Raw genomic sequence first — 23,829 nt, forward strand, 5'->3', positions numbered from 1 at the left:
AAATTTATGGTAACCTTTCCTGATTGGTTTCAGGAAAGGTTTTTATGCTTTAGGAATGAAAAATAATCTTCTTTGGAGAATTCACAATTGGTTGGGGCTATACACTGGTATAGTCATCGTATTTTTAAGCATTACCGGTGCTGCAGCCTTGTTCAGACCAGAAATCGACCATTTGCTCAATCCTGAGCTTACCCAGGTAACTCCAAGTACTGATAAAGCCTCATTGACGGGGGCTGTGAGAAAAGTTTTGCCTTTGCATCCTGACAAATACTTGTTTGAGGTAGAAATGCCAAAAGCCAATTTGAATACCTGGATTATCAGGTTGATGCCAAAGGAAAAAAACGACTTAAACCCAATGATTTGGGAAGTCTTTGTCAATCCGCATACTGGAAAAATACTTGGAGAACGCAATTACTTTAAATCTTTCAGTTACTTTTTAAGAAACATTCATGTTCGGTTTTATGAAGCCTATTATGGTAGACAAATTGTAGGATTGGCTGGCATAGCCCTGTTTTTATCCACCATCACCGGCTTGTTGATCTATGGGAAGTTTATGAAAAAACAAGCCTTTGGAAAAATCCGAAAAACCAAACTTAGGATCACCCAGGCAGACATCCATAAATTAGTGGGCATAAGTTCCTTAGCCTTCAATATGATGATAGGCATCACCGGTGCCTGGTTAGGCCTCCAGGCCTATTTGATGGTGGGATTAAATATAGCGCAACCCAATAGCTATACCCGTTCAGAAAAAGTGTTAGAAGCCAAAGAGGATCTCAATTATCCGTTGGATTTTGATGCGATCTATGAAAAATCAAGCATGGCATTTCCAAACATGATTCCTTGGTTTATTCGGCCCACTACTAATGGGGAAGGATTGGTTCAGGTTTTGGGGAACGTTCCAGGCCAGGCATATGAAAGACGATCCAACAAACTCGTATTTGACAAACAAGACCATAGCCTTTTGTTCAAATACAATATCAGTGATCAGGATTTTGGTTCAAAATTGTATTTCGTACAAGAATCCTTTCATTTTGGTGATTTCGGAGGTCTTCCTTTAAAGATAGTCTATTGTCTTCTGGCTTTCAGTTCTGGCTTTCTCTCCTTAAGTGGATTCATAATTTACCTGGAACGTACCAGGAAATCAAAATCTCAATTTGGTGAAGACAAACCTTTAAAACCGCTATTATTAAAATGGACCATAGGTATACTAGGAACCATTTTAATAATTGGCATAATGAGTACCCAAATAGGATTAGGCATTCCATCTATCTTGGTGGGATTGGCATTCTATGGTTTTATTATCGGCATCATTGTTAAAAAACTTCTTGTATTTTTCAAAGAAAGGCCAACCAAAAAGCAATCCGCATGAGCAAAAAAATAGATAAAATTACAGAACATTACCTTATACCATTGCTTTTAGCCTTTGGGTCTATCTTCCTAATTGTGAGCCTATTTTACTGGAATGAATGGAGGAATGTGGCCACTGAAAACTTTTTATATCCTTACTACCCCATCAACAGCGTTGATGGGGTAAAGACTTTTCTCATAACAACAAGTAAAAGTGGTTTAGGCTATTTAGCCATTACAATCTGCTGTTTTTTCTCAGTCCTCAGCAAAAGACGGATACTGTGTATTTTTTGTACCAGCCTTTCATTGGTAGGCTTTGCTTTTTTATTTTAACTTAAGTTAATTACAAATCAACCTACCTACAGAATCATTCTTTCCAATTGGTATGAAAGGCGGTGTCTGGATCTCGGTCATTTCGGCGATAGGTATGGGCTCCAAAGTAATCCCTTTGTGCCTGGAGCATGTTTGCTGGTGAATGCGCAGTAGTTACTCCAAGAAAATAATTGATTGCATTGGATAAAACAGGCACCGAATATCCATTCTGCAAGGCCTGACCTACTACATAAGATAAATCACCTTGGTAACTCTTTAGGGCAGTAATCGCTTCATAGTTAAGCAAAATGTGATTGCTTTCCTTAAAGATTTCTACCAACTCTTCCATCAATTTAGACCTGATAATACAGCCATTTGTCCAAATTCTAGCAATTTCAGAGAAGTTAAGGGCCCAATTGTTCTTTTCTGAAACTTCCAGCATAAGGGAAAAACCTACTTCATGGTTGATTATTCTAGTCGCTTGATAAGCTGCTTGTAGTTTGTCTAGAAAATTCTCCAAATCTTCAATTCCAGTAAATCTTTCAAGGTTATACAAGCCTGAAGTGATCATTCGAAGCCCTTTTCTGGCCGAAAGGTTCCTGGCCATTACTGCCTCAGAAAGTACGCCATAAGGCACACCATATTCTAAAGCGGTATTTACCGACCATCCACCAGTTCCTTTTTGTGCTGCCTGGTCCAGAATCTTGTCAATTAAGGGTTCACCATCCTCAAGTTTTCTAAGAATGTCAATGGTGATTTCCAATAAATAACTGGAAAGGTCACTGTCCATCCACTTCTCAAAAATAGCTGCTATTTCCAGGGGTGAAAGTTCCAGGTAGTTGCGCATCAGGTAATATACTTCAGAGATGGCCTGCATTTCCCCATATTCTATACTGTTGTGCACCATTTTCACAAAGTGCCCTGCTCCTCCAGGTCCGGCATAAGTAACACATGGCTTGCCTTGATAGTCTTTGGCAGCTATCACTTCAAGGTAGGGTGCAATCTTAGAAAAACCATCCTTGTCTCCGCCAGGCATTATTGATGGGCCTCTTCTCGCTCCTTCTTCGCCACCTGAGACTCCTGTTCCTACAAATAGAATTCCTTTCTCTTTTAATAATTCGGCTCTGGTGTTGGTGTCTTTATAAAAAGAGTTGCCTCCATCAATGAGAATATCTCCTGGGCTTAATAGCGGAATAAGTTCATTGATCTGAAGGTCCACAGCATTTCCTGCTGGAATCATTAATAATATTGATTTTGGTGAGGAAAGGGAGGCTATAAAGGGCTTTATTTTCTCAAAGGGTTGGATATTGGTGTAGCCAGGGTTTTCTTCCAATACTTTTTCTGCAACACCTTCTTCCTTTCCTTCAACATACCTATTGTAAATGGATAGGTTTACTGCTTTATCAGCTAAGTTTAAGGCGAGACTCTTTCCCATTACACCCATTCCAATTACTCCAAAATCAGCCTTATTTTCCATTTTTTTGATGTTTTGTATTATATTTTCAACAATTATTTCGGGAGATTTATCAATGGTTATTTTCCTCCCATACTCAGGAACCTCCAAGGCTTCCATTTGAGATGTCAATAGTGCAGGATTCATAAAGTGCCCTACCCTTGCGCCAAGTCGTTCCTCTACCAAAGACTTACTGCCTTCCAAAAGTACCCATTCAATATTGGGCACTACTTTTAAAATCTTTCGGTATTTTTCATTCAATGCTGAACAGGCCAAAACTGCCCCTTTTTCTTTGGAGCAAACTTTCAGCTTTTCAGCCACATTGTTCAACCATGGGATTCTGTCTTCATCCACTAAAGGCGTTCCAGCATTCATTTTGGTTTTATTGGCTATGGGGTGGAAATCATCTGCATCTAAAAATGGAACTCCCATTTTATTTGCCAATAATTCACCAATAGTACTTTTTCCACATCCCGTTACCCCGTAAACAATTATAATCATTGACGAAAATATGAAATTCAGCCGGATCAAACCATTTTAAATGGCTAATTTTGTTAATTGAACCATATCAATATTGTTGGATGTTATAGATGGAATTTGCGTTCATGGAAAAACAGATTATGTCTCAACGTAAGAAAAGAGTAGTAGTAGGCCTCTCAGGAGGTGTCGATAGTTCTGTAACTGCGTACTTACTGAAAAAACAAGGGTATGAGGTGATTGGTATGTTTATGAAAAACTGGCACGATGAATCGGTTACGATATCCAACGAATGCCCTTGGATAGAGGACAGTACTGATGCCATGCTGGTCGCCCAAAAACTGGGTATACCCTTTCAGGCCATTGACCTAAGTGAGGATTATAAAACAAGAATAGTTGAATACATGTTTGCCGAATACAAGGCTGGAAGAACACCAAATCCTGACATACTTTGTAACAGGGAAATAAAATTCGATATTTTTTTAAAGGCTGCAATGAAGCTTAAAGCTGATTTTGTTGCCACCGGACATTATTGTCAAAAAGACGAGCTCAATATAGACGGCAAACCCATGTATAGGCTACTTGCCGGGGCAGATGCGAATAAAGACCAGAGTTATTTTTTATGTCAGCTTAACCAAGAACAATTAAGCAAAGCTTTGTTTCCTATTGGCCATCTGCAAAAATCGGAGGTCAGGGCAATTGCCAAAGAACAGGAATTGATTACTGCGGAAAAAAAGGACAGCCAAGGCTTGTGTTTTATTGGAAAAGTAAAGCTTCCTGATTTTCTGCAACAACAACTTAAGCCTAAAAAAGGCAATATATTGTCTGTGCCTGCTGATGCCACAATTTTTGCCAACCATGGTATTCCAGCCGGCATTGAGATGGAAGATCTTGACAAGGAACAATTGGAAGATATTTGTTGGCCATTGAGCTATAACAAAGACATGGGAGAAAAGGTAGGTGAGCACAATGGCGCACATTACTTTACCATTGGACAGCGGAAAGGCTTGAATGTTGGGGGTACCGGTAAACCATTGTTTATTATTGCCACAGACACGAGCGAAAACATTATCTATACTGGTTTGGGGGAAGATCATCCGGGTCTTTTACGCTATGGTCTTCATGTGAAAAAGGAAGACATCCATTGGCTAAGGCCTGATAAAACCTTAAAAGTAGGTGAGTCAGCCAAATACCTGGCCAGAATAAGGTACCGTCAACCCTTGTCACAAGCTACTTTACTTATGAGAGAAGATGGCTTGTACGTGTTGTTTGACGATGCTCAGAAAGGCATTGCGTCTGGACAATTTGTGGCATGGTATGAAGGCGAAGAAAGCATAGGATCAGGTGTAATTTTTTAATATGATTCAACTCCCGATTGTTTTCGAAGACGATGAATACATAGCCATCAATAAACCTGCTGGGGTATTGGTACATAAAACACCTTTGGAGAAAGATCCAGAGGCCTTATTTGCCGTGCAATTGCTGGAAGAACAAGTTGGCTATAAGGTTTATCCTATGCATAGAATTGACCGGCCAACTACTGGTGTTTTACTTTTTGGTAAAAGTTCCAAAGCTGCGTCCATGCTTCAACCCCAATTCTTTGATAACTCCATTAAAAAACATTACCTGACCATTGTCAGGGGCTATCTTCCTGAAGCACATGGTTTAATAGATCATCCACTAGCAAAGGACATGAAATTTATATTACAAGAGGCCCGTACTGAATATTGGGCGCTTGAGCGTTGTGAGGTGCCTTATGTTTCCTCCGACAGGTACACTACCAGCAGGTATTCTTTGGTTAAAGTATATCCACATACGGGTAGAATGCATCAAATACGGAGACATTTTGCTCATTTGAGACATTATATAATCGGTGATACAACTCATGGTGACAATAAGCAGAATAATTTTTTTGCTTCCCAATTCCAACTTGCCAATATGCTTTTGCATGCCTGGGAATTGAATTTTATACAGCCCTTTTCCAATGAAGCCCTAACTATTTCTGCGGAAATTCCTGATCACTTTAAAAAAACCATGGCAGACCTTAATTTGTCTGGAGCGGAATTAATTGATCATTCATTTAAGTTGTAAATTATCCTGAAACAAGCAATAATTACATATGATAAACTTAAAACATTTACCTTCTGTAGTCTTCCTATTGGTATTTGCCCTTGTGAGTTCGCAGGGAATGGCACAGAAAGAGAACATCGATAAAGTCCTGGGAAGAGCTGAGGCACTTTCTCATTTTAAATTTTTAGCTTCTGATGAATTAAAAGGAAGGGATCCGGCACGCCCAGAAATAGACATTGCCGCCTTTTATATCGCCAATGAATTTGAGCGATATGGTGCGCTGCCCATCAATAACTTAAATGGGTATTACCAATATATTCCATTTGTCGATTCATCACCTCCTACCATTGGTTCAATGAAATGGAAAAGTTCCAGGCTAAACCATGGAGAAGACCTGTTGGTCTTAGGTGGAGCAGATATTTCAGGAGAATATGATATGGTAGTTGTTGGTTATGGATTTGAGGATGATTACCAAGGTAAAAATGTAAAAGACAAGTGGGTAGTGGTGAGGGTTGGTGCGCCAGGAAGATTAAGCCCTACAGCACTATTTGAAGCTGGAAGGGAGAAAATGGTTTTGGCCAAATCCAAAGGAGCCATTGGATTGATAGAAATGTACAATGTGCCTACTACACCATGGAGTATGTTGGTAAATTACCTAAATAAGCCTCAATTAAGTATCGATATTGACCCTGAAAATAACGACGCCTTTCCTTACTTATGGGTGAAAGATTTGAAAGGTGAAATGATCAAATCCATTGCCAATGGCAAAAATACTATGGAAGTGGAGATCAAAGGAAAAGTCAACAGAAAGATTGTAGGGCGAAATGTTGTGGCGGTTATCGAAGGAACAGTCCCTAAATTAAAGGATGAATATGTAATGCTTTCTGCGCATTATGATCATTTGGGAATAGGCAAACCCAATGCAGAAGGAGATTCCATCTACAATGGTGCAAGAGACAATGCAGTCGGGACGGCAGCTTTGATTCAGGCTGCTAATTATTTTGGTGAAAACCCTCCTAAAAGATCGATATTATTGTGCGCATGGACAGCCGAAGAAAAAGGATTGCTTGGCTCCTCCTATTTTGCTGATAACCCTCCTATAGCCTTGAAACAAATTGTTTTCAACCTGAATATTGACAATGGAGGCTACAATGATACAAGTCTGGTCACAATAATAGGAATGGGCAGGTCCTCGGTAGACCACCATATTTCAGCTGCAGCAGAGGATTTTGGTTTGAAAGCAATTGCAGACCCTGCTCCTGAACAGGGATTATACGATCGTTCTGACAATGTTAATTTTGCCAAAAAAGGCATCCCCGCTCCTACTTTTAGTTTAGGATTTACCGCATTTGACGAAGAAATAAGAAAGTATTATCACCAGGCTTCTGATCATGTAGATAGCTTTGATTTGGACTATGCGCTAAAGTATTGGAAATCCTATATACTTTCCGCTGAAAACATTGCAAATGATCCCAAAAGACCTATTTGGGTAGAAGGTGACAAATATGAAGGTGCCGCCAAAGCACTTTATGGGAATGCCTATTGATCATAGAAAATAAAAAAGCTGCATCGTAGCACTGCCTTGTACACCATAAGCTCTATTTTTCAAACAAATAGGGCTTATTTTTTTGTATAGGTATTGCCACAATTTAATCCGGCAAAAAGCTAACCCCGGAATCAAGGACTTTGATAAGAAACATTTGGAAGCTAATTTAGCTCAAAATTTTGTCAGGATTGTAGCAGAATAAAAAGCAACAATACTACCAAAAACGGATGCCAAGGTTTCACTTTTCCATGGGTTAAAACCCTCACCAATTGCTTTTAACGTTGTGTTTTAAAAGCGACAGATGGAATAGCATTTAAAAAATTGCCCTTGATCCTAATAAAGAATCAAGGGCAATTTCGTTAATTTCCAAAGACTTAAATTCCTTTAAGATCCGTGTTTTTTATTCAATATTAGGTAACTCAACGGTGAAAACAGTACCAACAGTGGTGTCATTTTCAACATAAATTTTTCCTCCATTTAATTCAATAAATTCCTTACACAGCGCCAAACCCAATCCTGTTCCATTTTCATCATTGGTTCCCTTAGTGGAAATTTTTTCCTCAATTTTAAATATTTTATTAAGATTTTCCTTAGGAATCCCAATACCATTGTCTTGAACAAACACTTTAACCATTTTATTGTTTGGAGAGGATTTTATTTTTACTGTTCCCCCTGAATTTGTAAACTTTATCGCGTTAGAAATTAAGTTACGAAAAACGGTATCAATAGAATTTCTATCGGCATATACATATAAGTCCTTGCCTATTTCATTTATAAGGGCAATCTTTTTGTTATTTGCATTTTGTTGCTGAAGGCTGAAATTTACGTTTATAAGTTCCCAAACTGACACTTTCTCAGGTTTAAGTGCTATCCCTTCCGTCTGAGACCGGGACCAGCTTAACAGATTTTCCAACAGTTTATAAAGCTGCGAACTGGAATTATAAATCTCTTGCAGCATGTCAGTTCTTTCTTCTTCAGTAAAAGACTTGGGGTTTTTCAATAAGAGGTCCAATAACACCAATAGGCCTGAAAATGGACTACGTAAATCATGGGCCAGGATCGAGAAGAATTTATCCTTTGTTTTAATGGTTTGATGTAATTCTTTTGTTCTATCTAAAACAGTACGTTCAAGGTCTTTTTTAGCCCTTTTTAAAGCATTTTCTTCATTTTGCCTGGCATTAATAATGATGTTAATCATAATAAAGCCCATTATAAATATCGATAAAATAATGATTATTAATATTTTACGCATAAAAAGATAACCCTTCAATGCCTCCGATGCATCGATTTTGGTAGTTATACCAAAATTTAATTCCTCATCCCATATGCACACCTCAAAGACTTTTTGTCCCCTAAAATCTTTAATTTCATTTAAAGCATAGCCTTTACACAATTCTAAATCATTTATAAAAAATGATCTGCTTGGATCTGTTTGGTTTTCATCCAAGCTGGGACTTTCTAAGCTTTCTGTATTATTTAACTGCTCGTCAAACCGGCTGGTTGTTACCATTTTCCCCAATCTGTTAAAGCCATAGGATTCTCCTGTTTCTCCAATCCTGCCCAGTTCTAATATTCTTGAAAAATCTTTTTTCGTATCTAAACGAATTGAAAACGCAGCGATAATATTCCCTTGGTAAATTATGGGAGTCACTAAAAACATGGTGTGCCATTTATCATTACTGTATTTGCTATTCAAAGCGACATCAGATCTTATTGGCGGAATCAATACGGTCTCTCCATCAAGCAGTACTTTATCTAGTAAATATTTATTCTCTTTAGCCATTAAATTCAAACTGCCAGTATTTGCATTTCGCATCGAAAAAACGCTAACATAGTTTGGTGCTATAAGAAAAACACCTAAATCTTCATTGGCTTTTAAAATCGGCTGAAAAAAGCTTCGAAGAGATGATGTGATAGGAGAATTAACCAATGTAGTTGAGTCTTGATCAAGCGAGAGGATTTCAGCCGTATTGCTTATTAAGAACTTGTTTTCAGATAATCCTTTAATGGTATTTTCTCTAAAGTGTACCCATTGCTTTATTGCTTCATGAGAAGATTTATTTACCGTAATAAGTGATGTTTCAACGGTTTTAATATTGAAACTTCTTAATTCTTTTAAGCTGAAAACAATTAATAATATGCCAATCAAAAATGAGATTATTAATAATAAATACTCATGTTTTTTTAGAGACAGCAGTTTTTTCATAAAAAATTATTATTTAACTTGATTATTAAATTTAAGAAATAATATTTTGTACAATAAAAAAATACAAAATATTTATCTAAATATTCAGAAATTAAGTTTTTATTGCAACTAATTTTGATTAGATGCAATTGATTTAAAACAATTTAATCGGATTGGAATGGGTGAATAAACTTATACAAAAACTAAAAATAGCGTTTTGAATATTGGCTAGTTTGGATAAAAATACAATTACTAATCAAATCGCAATATAATAAATTCAAAGCAAAACTAGCTGGCATTTAAATTGAATTATTTTGACTCAGATAAATTATGTGTGGATTAAGGTTTTGGTTATTGAAGTTGGTAGCACATGCAAGAATGCATAAGCCCCTACCTTGATATTAATGTCCTGGAACCCATCAAAGATGGTTTGCAGCGAAGTACCCAATAAAAGAAGCCTCTGCTCAGAGAAATTTTGCGAGAACCTCTAATTAGAACCACTACCAAAATACCTAAGGTCTCCAGTTCTCTGACACAGTTTTTAATTAATATCGGAGAATTAGTGTCAAGTTTAAGTAATGCAAAATGTATTTTACCAATCAATATTTCCGCTTGTCCCAATTTTACGATATCAATTTTAAATTCAATATTTGATAAAAAATTCCCCAAATCCTGAGCGAAGCCCTGTTATTTGACATTCATTTTTATTTAATAATGGTTCACAATATTCCGGTAAGCTAACTTGTCTGAGGATTAGAAACTGGCCTAAATGATGGCTCAAGTAAAAACCCAGTTGAGGTGAATTTGATCATTTTTTTTGATGTATACCAAAAAAAAGAAATTATCGGTAATTTATTATAATTTCCACTCGGAATCATAGGACCAAAACGAGCCTATTTTTGTTCCATGACCTTTTTCTAGTTAAAATTAAATTTTTTCATTAACCATTAAACTAAATTTTACTGCCAAAATAAAAGTACAACTTCATTGTATAATTATAATTAATTTCTTTCTCTTTCTCCTGACCAATAGCCTGTTTAAGAAAAATGAAGTTATTAAAAGATGGGTTCGGCTCTACTCTGTTTCCAATTTCTGTTATAGAACTAAAATTTTATTTTCGGTTTACTTTTATTGAAAAAGTTTAAAAATACCGTCATATGAAGGGGAATAAATCATCTTTTAATTCTATTACTAAAAACTTCATACTTGTAATGACACAAACCATTTAACCAATAAATCATTTGCATTTATTGCTAAATCCATCACATTTATATCTGTTTTATTTGTATTTAACCATTAAATTATCTTAATATTATCAATTAATGATGTTTGCAGCTATTTGAAAAGAGAAGATTTTTAGAAGATTGAAATTCCAATCTTACTTTTTTAGCCTCATTTTCCACCGATTGCAAGGATGAAATATTATTTATTAACCAATAAACCCAAAAAAAATATGCCTATGAAATAGAAACAAACTAAAGATTTGATATTTAAAAGAAACCGTGATATGCTGATAAAGCCTTCGGTTTTAAATGAATTTTATTTTAAAAATACAAAAATGAAAAAAAAACAAATTTGTGGAGATTTTAAGGATCTTCCCCGTAAAACTATGCGGATCTTGCAGTTAAGTCTGTGTTTATTGGCGCTAAATGCTGCATTGCTCTTTAGCACCAATTCTTATGGACAAGCACAACGAAAAACGATTACTGGTATTGTAACCGATCCTGATGGCCTTCCGTTGATTGGGGTTGCAGTATTACCTAAAGGGACCAATGGCGGTACCGTAACCAATCTAGATGGCGATTATTCAATTTCCGTTCCATCAAATACGGAATCATTGCAGTTTTCTTATATTGGCTATCAATCACAGGAAATTTCGATAGGGTCTAATTCAATAATCAATGTAACAATGGTTGATGCTGCAGTTGGACTGAATGAAGTAGTGGTTACTGCTCTTGGTATTTCCAGAGAGAAAGAATCACTTGGATATTCCGTTGGAACAGTTGGTGGGGATGAATTAAATAGAACTCCACAGGCTAGTGTACTTAGCTCAATGCAAGGCAAGATAGCCGGTGTACAGATTTCTCAAACCTACGGAGTGAAAGGTTCTTCTATGAACATGGTTATTAGAGGAGCATCTTCTTTAAACTCAGACAACCAACCTTTGTTCGTAATTGATGGGGTGCCGGTTTACAATACTACGAATAACCTATTTAATCAGGCTGACCTTGGTAATGCTATTTCAGACATTAACCCAGAAGATATAGCATCAATGTCAGTATTGAAAGGACCTAGTGCTGCGGCTCTTTATGGTTCACGTGCAGCGAATGGTGTAGTACTTATTACAACCAAATCAGGTTCAGATAAGAAAAAAGGTCTAGGTGTAGATTTCAATTCATCATTCATTATGGATACTCCATATGCCTATCTTCCTATTCAAACTGAGTATGCTTCAGGCCAAGAAGGTGCATTTGTATTTGAAAATGATGCATATGAATTCTGGGGACCTAAGTTAGACAATGGTTTTATCGCTCAACAAAGGAACCAGGACAGTCCAAGCGAATTGGTTTCTCATCAAAACAATATAAATCGTCAGCAGGATTTTTATCAAAACGGCTGGACTCAGGCAAATAATGTAGGTGTTACCGGAAACTACGACAAGGCAAACTTTCGCGTTTCTATGGGTAATTACCTAAATAAAGGCATTATGCCAAATGTTGACTTGAAAAAGAACAACATCAACATCAATGGAACCATGCACTTAACAGATAAATTGGAGGTGACTGTAATGACCTCTTTGAACGAGTCAAGTTCAGGTAATAGACCTAATTCGTATAGAAGTTTTCTTACCCCAACAAGGGCCATTTTAACTGTTGGACCACAAGTAGACATGTCCCTTTATAGCAATCCGGAAACATGGTGGATGCCTAACCAGGAAGGTATAGTACAAACCCGCTGGAAAGAGAGATGGAACAATCCTTACTTGATGCAAGAGTTGGCTACAACTAGTTTTGATCGTGTACAGGCAATGACTAAAGTACAAGTGGGTTATGAGTTTGCTAAGGACTTGCGTTTTACAGCAAGGTACTTAAGAAGTCAATTGAACCAAAGAGCAGTAAATCAAAGGCCATGGGATACAAATAGTATGCCTAAGGGAAACTATGATATTCAAAATTCCAGTTATAGGGAACAAAATTGGGAAGGTCTTTTATCTTATAACAAAACTTTAGGAGCTTTTGATCTACAAGCCAATGCTGGTGGAAACCTTAGATACAACTACCAGGAAAATATTCATAATTCGACAACTAACCTGGTTATTCCCGGCTTGTACACCATTAGTAATGGAGGCCCTGGTTCAGTATTATATAATAACTTTTTGAGTAAAAAGAAAGTGAACAGCCTTTTTGCTCAAACCTCTATAGGCTATAAAAATACAGTATATCTTGACCTGACGGCTAGGAATGATTGGTCGAGTACATTACCCAAAGAAAACCGCTCGTATTTTTACCCTTCCGCTTCTTTAAGTGTGCTTGTAAATGAGATGTTTGACATGCCGGAATGGATTAGCCTCGCTAAGGTTCGTGCAGGTTATGCTCAGGTAGGTAATGATGTAGATCCTTATCAGCTTCAAAGATATTATAATTTTGGTGCAGATTGGGGAGATACCAAACGAGCCAGTATTGACAAGGTTGCTAAAAATGCCCAGCTAAAACCTGAAATAGCTACATCCAAAGAAGTTGGTATTGACTTGTCTTTGTTTAATAACAGAATATCGTTAGATGCAACCTACTATACCATGGATAATGAAAATCAGGTTCTTGGCATTAATACGCCAATTACTTCAGGAGCGAACAGCAAGTTGATCAATGCAGGGTTGGTAAGAAGTAATGGCTGGGACATCACGCTAGGTACTTCTATTGTTAGCCAAAAGGATTTTTCCTTTGATTTAGGGTTAAATTTCACTAGAAATAGAACTACCATTGTAGAGCTAGCTGATGGTGTCGAATACTTTGGGTATAGCCAAGGATACGCTTATTTCTATACCTATCCAGGAGATCAGGTAGGAGATATTTATCAAGCTCCTTATTTTAAAGTGGAAGATCCAAATTCTGAGTATTATGGTCATGCCATCATATACAGCAATGGTAAACCTGAAAGAGATCAAAATCCTGAGCATTTTGAGAAAATTGGTAACTACAACCCTGATTTTGTATTGGGTATTAACCCAACTGTACAATACAAAAACTTTACCCTTACTGCAGTATTTGACTGGAGATCAGGAGGTTCATTCTATTCTGAGACTTTGAGACAAGGTAAGAATGATGGAAGGTTTCCGGAATATATTAATGGAAGTGTAGATTATGACCCTAACGTAGATATCGTACAGCAAATCAAAGATAACCCTGAAAAATTTTCACATGAATGGGTTGGAGGTCGAGATGCTGAACTGGGAGGTTTTCCTTGGCAAACAGAGGAACAAAGAGAAGCCAGAAGCTATATAAATGCTGATGGGGAAAAAATTTATGTAGAAGATGCCAGTTTTGATGTAGGGGTTAGAGAAGATGGTCAAGGTGGATATATTGAGAATTTTGGAGGACCGGGAACAATATGGTTAAGTCCGTATAATGCACAAAAAGGTGCTGATAGATATTTGGCATCCGCTAATCTATATAGTTCAACTTATGTAAAATTAAGAGAGTTATCCATTACTTATAGGTTTCCTAAAGCTATAGTAAATAAAATGAACCTTCAAAACATGTCTTTGTCTTTGTTAGGTCAAAATATATTTATGTGGACAAAACACAATGTATTCATCGATCCTGAAACTGCTTACACTGCCGTAGGAAATAGAAATGAACCAGGGTATGAGTTTTACTCGGTGATTCCACGTACCCGTAGCATAGGTGTGAAATTAAATGTTGGGTTTTAATTGTAATAAATATTGATCATGAAGAAATTTATAATAATAATATTATCCATTGCATTCATTCCAATTTTAAACTCATGTAGTGATTTTGATAAATTGAATGCAAGTCCCAATGATGTTAATGAAGTTGATCCAAACTTTCTATTAACTACAAACACATATAATTTGGCTAGTACGTATAGCGGGCTGGGTTATTGGGGTTCAAGGATTCCTTCCTTATTGCAGTATTACCAAGTAGGTGATGGTTATAAATCGGAGGAATTAAATGCACTTTATTGGACACCGGGACAAAGTAGTCCTTGGGCTTCTATTTACTCTAATCTAGTAGATGTTCAAGCCATGTCTGACCTCAGCAAGGAGCAAGGAAACGTTTTTACTGAGGCAGTAGCTTTGGTATATAGGGCTGCATTAACGGACCTAGTTACGAAGATTTATGGAGATGCTCCCTTTTCAGAAACGAATCAGCTGGAGGAAGGAATTGTTTTCCCAAAGTATGATCAGCAGAAAGAAATTTACGAAACGCTGTTGATGGATTTGAAAACAGCTAAAAATATGATTGAAGGGATTTCAGGCAATGATGTACCGGTTTTGGATGGATATGATTTGCTGTACAATGGAGATAAAAGTAAATGGATAAAGTTTATTAACTCCCTTAGAATCAGGATGTGCTTGTTGTTGAACAATAAAAAAGGAGAGTTAAGTGTCGATATAGACGCTGAATTTCAGGATGCTGCTCAAAATGTTTTCACAAGTAGTGATGACAATGCTGTTCTCGATTATATTGGAAATTCTGCGGCTACATCTTTTCAAGGTGGCCCATTCAGGTCTTCTGAACTTACTTATGCCAGAAGAATGGGCTTAGGCTTTCTTAATTCATTAAGAGATCAAAATGATCCAAGATTGTATAGGTGGTTACGACCTGTTGAAAAGAAATGGGACAAGGATGCTACAACAGCAACAACTATCCAATACACAGATCCACTAGGACAGACTTTCCCTGTTGAAGTATTGCCATACCCTAGTGGATATGACGATCTGGATACAAATCTCTACGTTGGATTACCGGTTGGTAGTCAAGCCTCATGGACAGCCTATAATGCGGGTCCTCAAGCTACATCAGTTGAGCCCAAAACTACTCCGTTTAATAGTCGTCTTAGCGATATTTATTTCCAAAATGCAAATCAATATGTAGGTATGAATATTATTACCTATTCTGAAGTTGAATTTATATTGGCGGAAGCTGCAGAAATTGGGGCATTTGGCGTCAGTGATGCAGAAGGTCATTATAAGGATGCCATTCAAGCTTCTATGGATGAATGGGGAATATTTGGTGATTATGTAGGAGGATTTGATTTTAATGAATTCTACAATCAGGAAGATATTGACTTGAGTCAAGCAACCAATAAGCATGAGCGCATTATGACTCAAAAATACATATCCATGTTTTTCAGACCCGAGCCTTGGTTTGATTGGAGAAGAACTGGTTATCCGGATTTTGTACCACCATACGATGCAGCACAGCCTGCAATTCCTATTAGATACCATTATGATTCACCCAACCCTCCCGATCCTCAGTATGTTGACAAATACAATGAAGCTGTAGATAGACTGGAGAAATCAGAGTTTGTACAGGTGCCAACAAATGATGATACTCGCTCACGTATGTGGTTACTACAAGGAACCAATATACCTTACTAATCATTTATAACCACCAATTAGTAATTGAAGGTTTACTGAAAGAAATTTCGGTAAACCTTCTTTTTTATACCTAAATCTAAAATCAATTAGCAAAATGCAATTTTAACGGTATTGTTCTTATTTCACCTGCCCAGAAAAGGCGTAGTATCACAACCACTGGTAAAGCACGTGGTTCAGAAGATGTAAAGTATATGATTTTAGCGGCATTGTTGATTTTTTCCCCAACAACTCTGACAAAATCACTAAAACTAGGTTCTACATAGCATTCCTTTTTAATGTCTTCGAATCTCATCCAATGCTTTAAATAATAATAAATTGTGACAATCTTCTTATTTTTCCAGCCCAGAATGGGCGTAATATCTCAGCCACGGGTGTAGCCCGTGGTTCAGTAGATGTACAATATATGATTTTGGCGGTATTGTTGCTTTTTTTCTGCAACAATGCTGACAAAATCTCTCAAGCTAGGTTCTTCATTAAATTTTTAAATGTCTTCGAATCTAAGTCATAAAATCAAATGCCGTAAGTCCTTTTTTGCCACACCCTCCCTCTTTGATATTCTTAAATGTAAAGTAGCACTGATCACCTATTCCAATTAGCGAACTTCGGCTCCTCACCTCTCCTATTTATGCCTCTTGGGAAGGATCCATCACGATGGATATGTACTTTCATTAATTTAAGGTATTCCCTACTGGCAGGAAAAGTGCACTGAAATAGGGTATAAATAATGCTATTAATTTATTACCAAATTACCCGAATTTCATCTCAAAATCACCGGTATTTAACCCCTGAATTATTCAAACATTACCATTCTATGATGTATGCTGTTATGGCAGAGATGCACCTTGCATTTAGATTTGGAATTACAATCTTGCCTTTCGGTTTGGAGTTGTAACCCTACGTTTACAGTCTCCTTTGATCCAAAAAGTGAAAATTTCCCCCTTATTAATTACCTGTAAAAACTAGAGAAGAATGCCTATGTGATAGAAGTAAACAAAAGAGCTGATAGTATTAAAAACCGAAATGTGATAAAAGAAAAACTCGGTTTCAAGTGAATTTTATTTAAGAATTAAAAAAGAAATGAAAAGAAAATTATTTTGTGGAGATTTTGAAAATCTCTCCAGTAAAACAAAACAGATAATGCGGTTAAGTCTGTTTTTGTTAGTGATAAATGCTGCAATGTTCTCAAGTAATACCTCCTATTCTCAGAATACAAAAAATGAGGAGTCCCAACAAAAAACAGTTTCAGGTATAGTAACCGATGCCGAAGGACTTCCTTTGATTGGAGTGGCAGTATTGGCCAAAGGGACCAATAACGGTACCGTAACCAACCTGGATGGAGATTTCTCACTTAGCCTTCCAGCAAGTACGGAATTATTGCTGTTTTCATATATTGGATATAAACAGCAAGAAGTGGTGATTGGATCTCAGTCAATATTCAATATAACAATGCTTGATGCTGTTGTTGGTTTGAATGAGGTAGTTATTACTGCTCTTGGCATTTCTCGTGAAAAAGAATCATTGGGATATTCAGTAGGAACAGTCAATGGAGAGGAATTGAATAGAACTCCACAGGCTAGTGTACTTAGCTCAATGCAAGGGAAGATAGCTGGTGTACAGATTTCTCAAACCTACGGAGTGAAAGGTTCTTCTATGAATATGGTAATTAGAGGAGCTTCATCTTTAAACTCAGACAATCAACCTTTGTTCGTTATTGATGGTGTGCCCGTTTACAATACTACGGACAACCTATTTAATCAGACTGACCTTGGCAATGCTATTTCAGACATAAACCCAGAAGATATAGCATCAATGTCAGTATTGAAAGGACCTAGTGCTGCGGCTCTTTACGGTTCACGTGCAGCGAATGGTGTAGTACTTATTACAACCAAATCAGGTGCCGGTGAGAAAAAAGGTTTAGGAGTGGATTTCAATTCTTCCTTTATTGTTGACAATCCTTATGAATACCTTCCTGTTCAAACTGAGTTTGCTTCAGGGCAAGAAGGTGCATTTGTATTTGAAAACGATGCATACGAATTTTGGGGACCAAAGTTAGACAATGGTTTTATTGCACAACAAAGAAATCAGGATAATCCAAGTGAATTGGTCTCTCATCAAAACAATATAGATCGCCAGAAAGATTTTTATCAAAACGGATGGACACAGGTAAACAATGTGGGAGTTAGTGGTAACTATGACAAAGCCAATTTCCGTGTTTCATTGGGTAACTACCTTAATAAAGGTATTATGCCGAATGTAGATTTAAAAAAGAACAATATCAGCATCAATGGAACCATGAACCTGACTGATAATTTGGAGGTGACGGTGATGACCTCTTTGAATGAGTCAAGTTCAGGTAATAGGCCAAATACCAATGATGGTTTTCTCACGCCAACAAGAGCCATTTTAACTGTTGGACCACAAGTTGACATGTCCCTTTATAGTAATCCAGAAACTTGGTGGATACCTAACCAAGAGGGGATTGTTCAAACCCGCTGGAAAGAAAGGTGGAACAACCCTTACCTGATGCAAGAGTTGGCCACAACTAGTTTTGATCGTGTACAGGCAATGACTAAAATACAAGTAGGTTGGGAGTTTGCTAAAGATTTGCGCTTTACAGCAAGATATTTGCGGAGTCAATTAAACCAAAGAGCTGTTAATCAAAGACCATGGGATACAAATAGTGCACCTAAGGGAAACTTTGATATTCAAAACTCCAGTTTTAGGGAACAAAATTGGGAAGGTCTTTTCTCTTATAACAAAACCTTTGGGGATTTTGACCTACAAGCCAATGCTGGGGGAAACCTTAGATATAACTACCAGGAAAATATTCATAATTCGACAACTAACCTGGTTATTCCCGGCTTGTATACCATTAGTAATGGAGGCCCTGGTTCGGTAGTATATAATAACTTTTTGAGTAAAAAGAAAGTGAACAGTCTTTTTGGTCAAACCTCAATAGGCTATAAAAACACGGTATATCTTGACCTGACGGCTAGGAATGATTGGTCTAGTACATTGCCAAAAGAAAACCGCTCGTATTTTTACCCTTCCGCTTCTTTAAGTGTGCTGGTAAATGAAATGTTTGACATGCCGGAATGGATTAGCCTCGCTAAGGTTCGTGCAGGTTATGCTCAGGTAGGTAATGATGTAGATCCTTATCAGCTTCAAAGATATTATAATTTTGGCGCAGATTGGGGAGAAACCAAACGAGCCAGTATTGACAAGGTTGCTAAAAATGCCCAACTAAAACCTGAAATAGCTACATCCAAAGAAGTTGGTGTTGACTTGTCTTTGTTTAATAACAGATTGACACTAGATGCCACCTACTATACCATGGATAATAAAAATCAGGTACTTGGCATTAGTACCCCAATTACTTCAGGAGCAAACAGCAAACTGATCAATGCAGGATTGGTAAGAAGTAATGGCTGGGACATCACGCTAGGTACTTCTATCGTTAGGCAAAAGGATTTTTCCTTTGATTTAGGATTAAATTTCACTAGAAATAGAACTACGATTGTAGAGCTAGCTGATGGTGTCGAATACTTTGGGTATAGCCAAGGGTACGCTTATTTCTATACCTATCCAGGAGATCAGGTAGGAGATATTTATCAAGCTCCTTATTTTAAAGTGGAAGATCCTAGCTCTGAGTATTATGGTCATGCCATCATATACAGCAATGGTAAGCCTGAAAGAGATCAAAATCCTGAGCATTTTGAAAAAATTGGAAACTACAACCCTGATTTCATATTGGGTATAAACCCTAATGTGGAATATAAAAACTTTAGTCTTTCTGCAGTTCTTGACTGGAGATCAGGAGGTCAATTCTATTCTGAGACATTGAGACAAGGAAAGAATGATGGCAGGTTTCCTGAATATATTAATGGAAGCGTGGATTATGATCCCAATGTAGACATTGTACAGCAAATCAAAGATAACCCTGAGAAATATTCACATGAATGGGTTGGAGGACGTGATTCTGAATATGGTGGTTTTGTATGGCAAGACGAGCAACAACGAGAAGCCAGAAGCTATATTAATGCTGATGGGGAAAAAATATACGTTAATGATGCCAGTTTTGATGTAGGAGTTAGAGAAGATGGCCAAGGTGGATACATTGAGAATTTTGGTGGCCCAGGTACAATATGGCTCAGTCCGTATAATGCGCAAAAGGGAGCTGACAGATACTTGGCATCAGCTAATTTGTACAGTGCAACTTATGTGAAGTTAAGAGAGGTGTCAATTACCTATAGGTTTCCTAAGGCTATAGTAAATAAATTTAACCTACAAAATATGTCTTTATCCCTTCTAGGTCAAAATTTGTTTATGTGGACAAAACACAATGTATTCATCGATCCTGAAACTGCTTATACCGCAAGAGGAAATAGGAATGAACCGGGGTATGAATTTTACTCTGTGATTCCACGTACCCGTAGTATCGGTATGAAATTAAATGTTGGGTTTTAATTATAATAAATATTGATCATGAAGAAAATTATAATAATAATATTATCCATTGCATTCATTCCGATTTTAAACTCATGTAGTGATTTTGATAAATTGAGTGAAAGTCCCAATGATGTAAACGAAGTTGATCCAAACTTCCTCTTAACTACAAGTACCTATAATTTTGCCAATACCTATAGTGAATTTGGCTATTGGGGTTCAAGAATTCCTTCCTTATTGCAGTATTACCAAGTGGGTGATGGTTATAAATCTGAGGAATTTAACGCCCTATATTGGACACCGGGACAAAGTAGTCCGTGGGCTTCTATTTACTCTAATCTAGTAGATGTTCAAGCGATGTCCGACCTTAGTGTTGAGCAAGAAAACACTTTCACAGAGGCTGTAGCTTTAGTATATCAAGCCGGACTTATAGATCTAGCTACAAAGATTTATGGTGATGTGCCCTTTTCAGAAACCAATCAGCTGGAAGAAGGAATTGTTTTCCCTAAATATGATCAGCAGAAAGAGATTTATGAAACCTTGCTGATTAATTTAAAAACAGCAAAAAATATGATTGAAGCCCTTCCAGGGGCGGAAGTCCCTGTGTTAGATGGCTATGATTTGTTGTACAATGGAGATAAAGACAAATGGATAAAGTTTGTTAATTCTCTCAGAATCAGGATGTGTTTGTTGTTGAACAACAAAAAAAATGAATTAAGTATTGATTTAGATGCTGAGTTCCAAGATGCTGCACAAAATGTATTCACCAGTACAGATGACAATGCTGTTTTAGATTATATAGGAAATTCTGCAACTACTTCTTTTCGAGGTGGGTCATTTAGGGCTTCTGAACTGACTTATGCGAGAAGAATGGGCTTAGGTTTTCTTAATTCATTAAGAGATCAAAATGATCCGAGATTGTATAGGTGGTTACGACCTGTTGAAAAGAAATGGGACAAGGATATTGCAACAGCAACAACTATCCAATACACAGACCCACTAGGACAGACTTTCCCTGTTGAAGTATTGCCATACCCTAGTGGTTATGATGATCTGGATACAGGTCTGTACGTTGGATTACCGGTTGGTAGCCAGGCTTCATGGACAGCCTATAATGCTGGCCCTCAAGCCACATCTGTAGAGCCCAAAACTACTCCGTTTAATAGTCGTCTTAGCGATATTTATTTCCAAAATGCAAATCAATATGTTGGCATGAATATTATCACCTATTCTGAAGTTGAATTCATATTGGCAGAAGCGGCAGCTATTGGGGCATTTGGTGCCAGTGATGCAGAAGGTCATTATAAGAAGGCTATTGAAGCTTCTATGGATGAATGGGGAATATTTGGTGATTATGTAGGAGGATTTGATTTTAATGAGTTTTACAGTCAGGAAGATATTGACTTGAGTCAAGCAACCAATAAGCATGAGCGCATTATTACTCAAAAATACATATCCATGTTTTTCAGACCCGAGCCATGGTTTGACTGGCGTAGAACTGGTTATCCGGATTTTGTACCTCCTTATGATGGTGCTCAGCCTGCCATTCCTATTAGGTATCATTATGACTCACCTACACCTCCTGATCCTCAGTATGTTGATAAATACAATGAAGCTGTAGAGAGACTGGAAAAATCAGAATTTGTACAGGTGCCATCAAATGATGATACTCGCTCACGTATGTGGTTGCTACAAGGAACCAATATACCTTACTAATCTTTATAACCACCAATTTGTTACCGAAGGTTTACTGAAAGAAATTTCGGTAAACCTTTTTTTTATAGTAAATAAAAGGCGCTGGTGAAATAATTGTTTGGGCCCAATTTAAAAAATTGAGCTTTAAAAACAATTGTAATTGCTACCTCAAGTCAGTTGATGATGATAGTTTTATTCTTCATCTAACCGTTTCAATTTCTGATCTAATTTTTCCCTGTCAAAATAATTCCCTTGTTTGATTACACCATTTATCAGCCTAGTATTATTAATGTCCTCTAGAGGATTTGCATCCAAAATAACCAAATCAGCCCATTTACCTTCCTTAATTGTACCCAATTCATTTTCCAGGTTAAAGTATTTAGCAGGGTTAAGCGTAGCTGCCTTTATCGCCTCTAGTGGAGATAAACCAGCTTCGACCAATACAGCTAATTCCTGGTGTAAACTTCTTCCAGGAGTTAGGAAGGAAATCGGGCAGTCGGTACCAGCCATTATATTTATACCGGCTTTATGCATTTTTTCGGTAATATTTAAAGTCCATTCAGTCCGCTGAATATTAGATTCGGAAATGTCTTTTTTTAAGAGATTATCTATATCCTGGTTCCATTCTTCTTCAATGTTTTTTGGCAGGAATTTAAAACTTTCCTTAAAATCAAAAGCCGTAAAAGGTCGCTTGGTAGAACCTGTATTTAAGGTCAATGTGGGAATTTGCCAGGTATCATTTGCTGCCAAAACATTTAGCACCTCCTGGGCTTTTATTTCATCGTAATTATCAATAGCAATTTTCCTTTGTTCCTGATGAATACTTGATCGCAAAGCAGCCCCATTCATACCTTTCCCTAATGTTAGAAGTTCTTGACGCTGTTGTAATAATTCTTCCGCATTTGAAGCACATGACAATTCCAGGTTACGTAAATGTTCCATACTATTTAGTCCAGCATTGGAAGCACTAATCACGTCCATGCTTAAAGGCACATGCCCAGTTACTTTTAGCCCTTTTTCTTTCCCAAGCTGCGTTATAAGCGCAAATTGCTCAGGGCTTAACATTTCGTATGCTTTTAGAAAATCTACTCCTTCAATTTCCAGTTTATTAATTTGCTCCTTTACATCATCTAGCGTATTCAATCCAACAGAGAGTGGCGGGTGGCCAGAATCACTACCATCATACACGTTAGGTGTACCATCTAGAAGTGGTCCAGCAATCATAACTCTTGGGGTATTGGTGGGATTTGTCAAGGATTTTTGCTTCCATTTATTAACAAAACTTATCTCACCACCCGTATCCCGAACACTTGTAATTCCATATACCAGAAATAAATCAAACATCCTGGGTGCTAATTCTTCTATATAGGCAAAATGAACATGGGCATCCCATAACCCAGGAATTAAAAATTTTCCCGTTCCATCAACAATCGTATTCTTTTTTGATAATTGAAGCTCCTTTGAAGGGGTAATCTGATAGATCTTTCCGTCCTTGATTATAACTGTTTGATTTGATTTTAATCCATCTTCAGCGTCAATTGTAGAGATGTTTTCTATACAAAGGGCGTTTTCAAATTTCACCTCAGAATGCTGACATTCAGAAAGAATGAAAATTAGTATAAAAAGTATAGGAATTAAATATTTCATATGATTCTATTTTTCTTTTACAATTA

12 protein-coding genes are annotated in these 23,829 nt (G+C 37.1%); 9 read left to right on the top strand and 3 right to left on the bottom strand.

Annotated elements, in window-relative coordinates; all coding sequences use genetic code 11:
• Positions 1-55 precede the first annotated feature (55 nt).
• Positions 56-1,369 (top strand): PepSY-associated TM helix domain-containing protein, encoded by a 1,314-nt coding sequence (locus AC0L7T_RS14715; RefSeq protein WP_473336092.1) that lies wholly within the window; start codon positions 56-58, stop codon positions 1,367-1,369.
• On the top strand, positions 1,366-1,680 hold the full coding sequence (locus AC0L7T_RS14720; protein WP_473336093.1) for a hypothetical protein: 315 nt from the start codon (positions 1,366-1,368) through the stop codon (positions 1,678-1,680). Before AC0L7T_RS14715 ends, AC0L7T_RS14720 begins: the two co-directional genes overlap by 4 nt.
• 34 nt (positions 1,681-1,714) lie before the next feature.
• On the opposite strand, the gene gndA is transcribed toward AC0L7T_RS14720, so the two are convergent.
• Entirely contained in the window at positions 1,715-3,613 is a 1,899-nt protein-coding gene (gene gndA / locus AC0L7T_RS14725) for an NADP-dependent phosphogluconate dehydrogenase (RefSeq protein ID WP_473336094.1), read from the bottom strand.
• A 104-nt stretch (positions 3,614-3,717) separates the two neighbouring features.
• On the opposite strand from gndA, the gene mnmA reads away from it, so the two are divergent.
• The 3 genes from mnmA to AC0L7T_RS14740 are packed head-to-tail and all read left to right on the top strand — an operon-like array spanning position 3,718 to position 7,205.
• On the top strand, positions 3,718-4,947 hold the full coding sequence (gene mnmA / locus AC0L7T_RS14730) for a tRNA 2-thiouridine(34) synthase MnmA (protein ID WP_473336095.1): 1,230 nt from the start codon (positions 3,718-3,720) through the stop codon (positions 4,945-4,947).
• A gap of 1 nt (position 4,948) precedes the next feature.
• On the top strand, positions 4,949-5,680 hold the full coding sequence (locus AC0L7T_RS14735) for a pseudouridine synthase (protein WP_473336096.1): 732 nt from the start codon (positions 4,949-4,951) through the stop codon (positions 5,678-5,680).
• Between the two features lie 28 nt (positions 5,681-5,708).
• Positions 5,709-7,205, top strand: a complete 1,497-nt coding sequence (locus AC0L7T_RS14740; protein ID WP_473336098.1) for a M28 family peptidase — start codon at positions 5,709-5,711, stop codon at positions 7,203-7,205.
• 400 nt (positions 7,206-7,605) lie between these two features.
• On the opposite strand, the gene AC0L7T_RS14745 is transcribed toward AC0L7T_RS14740, so the two are convergent.
• On the bottom strand, positions 7,606-9,411 hold the full coding sequence (locus tag AC0L7T_RS14745; protein WP_473336100.1) for a sensor histidine kinase: 1,806 nt from the start codon (positions 9,409-9,411) through the stop codon (positions 7,606-7,608).
• A 1,537-nt stretch (positions 9,412-10,948) separates the two neighbouring features.
• Here AC0L7T_RS14745 and AC0L7T_RS14750 point away from each other — a divergent pair.
• From AC0L7T_RS14750 to AC0L7T_RS14765, 4 genes are all read left to right on the top strand, one after another.
• On the top strand, positions 10,949-14,320 hold the full coding sequence (locus AC0L7T_RS14750; RefSeq protein WP_473336102.1) for a SusC/RagA family TonB-linked outer membrane protein: 3,372 nt from the start codon (positions 10,949-10,951) through the stop codon (positions 14,318-14,320).
• Between the two features lie 18 nt (positions 14,321-14,338).
• Complete coding sequence (locus AC0L7T_RS14755; RefSeq protein WP_473336104.1) at positions 14,339-16,015, top strand: SusD/RagB family nutrient-binding outer membrane lipoprotein; 1,677 nt, start codon at positions 14,339-14,341, stop codon at positions 16,013-16,015.
• 1,077 nt (positions 16,016-17,092) lie between these two features.
• Positions 17,093-20,482 (top strand): SusC/RagA family TonB-linked outer membrane protein, encoded by a 3,390-nt coding sequence (locus AC0L7T_RS14760; protein ID WP_473336105.1) that lies wholly within the window; start codon positions 17,093-17,095, stop codon positions 20,480-20,482.
• Positions 20,483-20,500: 18 nt separating this feature from the next.
• Positions 20,501-22,177, top strand: a complete 1,677-nt coding sequence (locus AC0L7T_RS14765; protein ID WP_473336107.1) for a SusD/RagB family nutrient-binding outer membrane lipoprotein — start codon at positions 20,501-20,503, stop codon at positions 22,175-22,177.
• A 171-nt stretch (positions 22,178-22,348) separates the two neighbouring features.
• On the opposite strand, the gene AC0L7T_RS14770 is transcribed toward AC0L7T_RS14765, so the two are convergent.
• On the bottom strand, positions 22,349-23,803 hold the full coding sequence (locus tag AC0L7T_RS14770; RefSeq protein WP_473336109.1) for an amidohydrolase family protein: 1,455 nt from the start codon (positions 23,801-23,803) through the stop codon (positions 22,349-22,351).
• Positions 23,804-23,829: the final 26 nt, after the last annotated feature.

Source organism: Cyclobacterium sp. 10D3-21 (assembly GCF_055809755.1).

Bases quoted from the DNA above. Each gene is read 5' to 3' on its own strand.
- AC0L7T_RS14715 (WP_473336092.1), top strand. From the start codon at position 56: ATGAAAAATAATCTTCTTTGGAGAATTCACAATTGGTTGGGGCTATAC.
- AC0L7T_RS14720 (WP_473336093.1), top strand. From the start codon at position 1,366: ATGAGCAAAAAAATAGATAAAATTACAGAACATTACCTTATACCATTG.
- gndA (WP_473336094.1), bottom strand. From the start codon at position 3,613: ATGATTATAATTGTTTACGGGGTAACGGGATGTGGAAAAAGTACTATT.
- mnmA (WP_473336095.1), top strand. From the start codon at position 3,718: ATGGAAAAACAGATTATGTCTCAACGTAAGAAAAGAGTAGTAGTAGGC.
- AC0L7T_RS14735 (WP_473336096.1), top strand. From the start codon at position 4,949: ATGATTCAACTCCCGATTGTTTTCGAAGACGATGAATACATAGCCATC.
- AC0L7T_RS14740 (WP_473336098.1), top strand. From the start codon at position 5,709: ATGATAAACTTAAAACATTTACCTTCTGTAGTCTTCCTATTGGTATTT.
- AC0L7T_RS14745 (WP_473336100.1), bottom strand. From the start codon at position 9,411: ATGAAAAAACTGCTGTCTCTAAAAAAACATGAGTATTTATTATTAATA.
- AC0L7T_RS14750 (WP_473336102.1), top strand. From the start codon at position 10,949: ATGAAAAAAAAACAAATTTGTGGAGATTTTAAGGATCTTCCCCGTAAA.
- AC0L7T_RS14755 (WP_473336104.1), top strand. From the start codon at position 14,339: ATGAAGAAATTTATAATAATAATATTATCCATTGCATTCATTCCAATT.
- AC0L7T_RS14760 (WP_473336105.1), top strand. From the start codon at position 17,093: ATGAAAAGAAAATTATTTTGTGGAGATTTTGAAAATCTCTCCAGTAAA.
- AC0L7T_RS14765 (WP_473336107.1), top strand. From the start codon at position 20,501: ATGAAGAAAATTATAATAATAATATTATCCATTGCATTCATTCCGATT.
- AC0L7T_RS14770 (WP_473336109.1), bottom strand. From the start codon at position 23,803: ATGAAATATTTAATTCCTATACTTTTTATACTAATTTTCATTCTTTCT.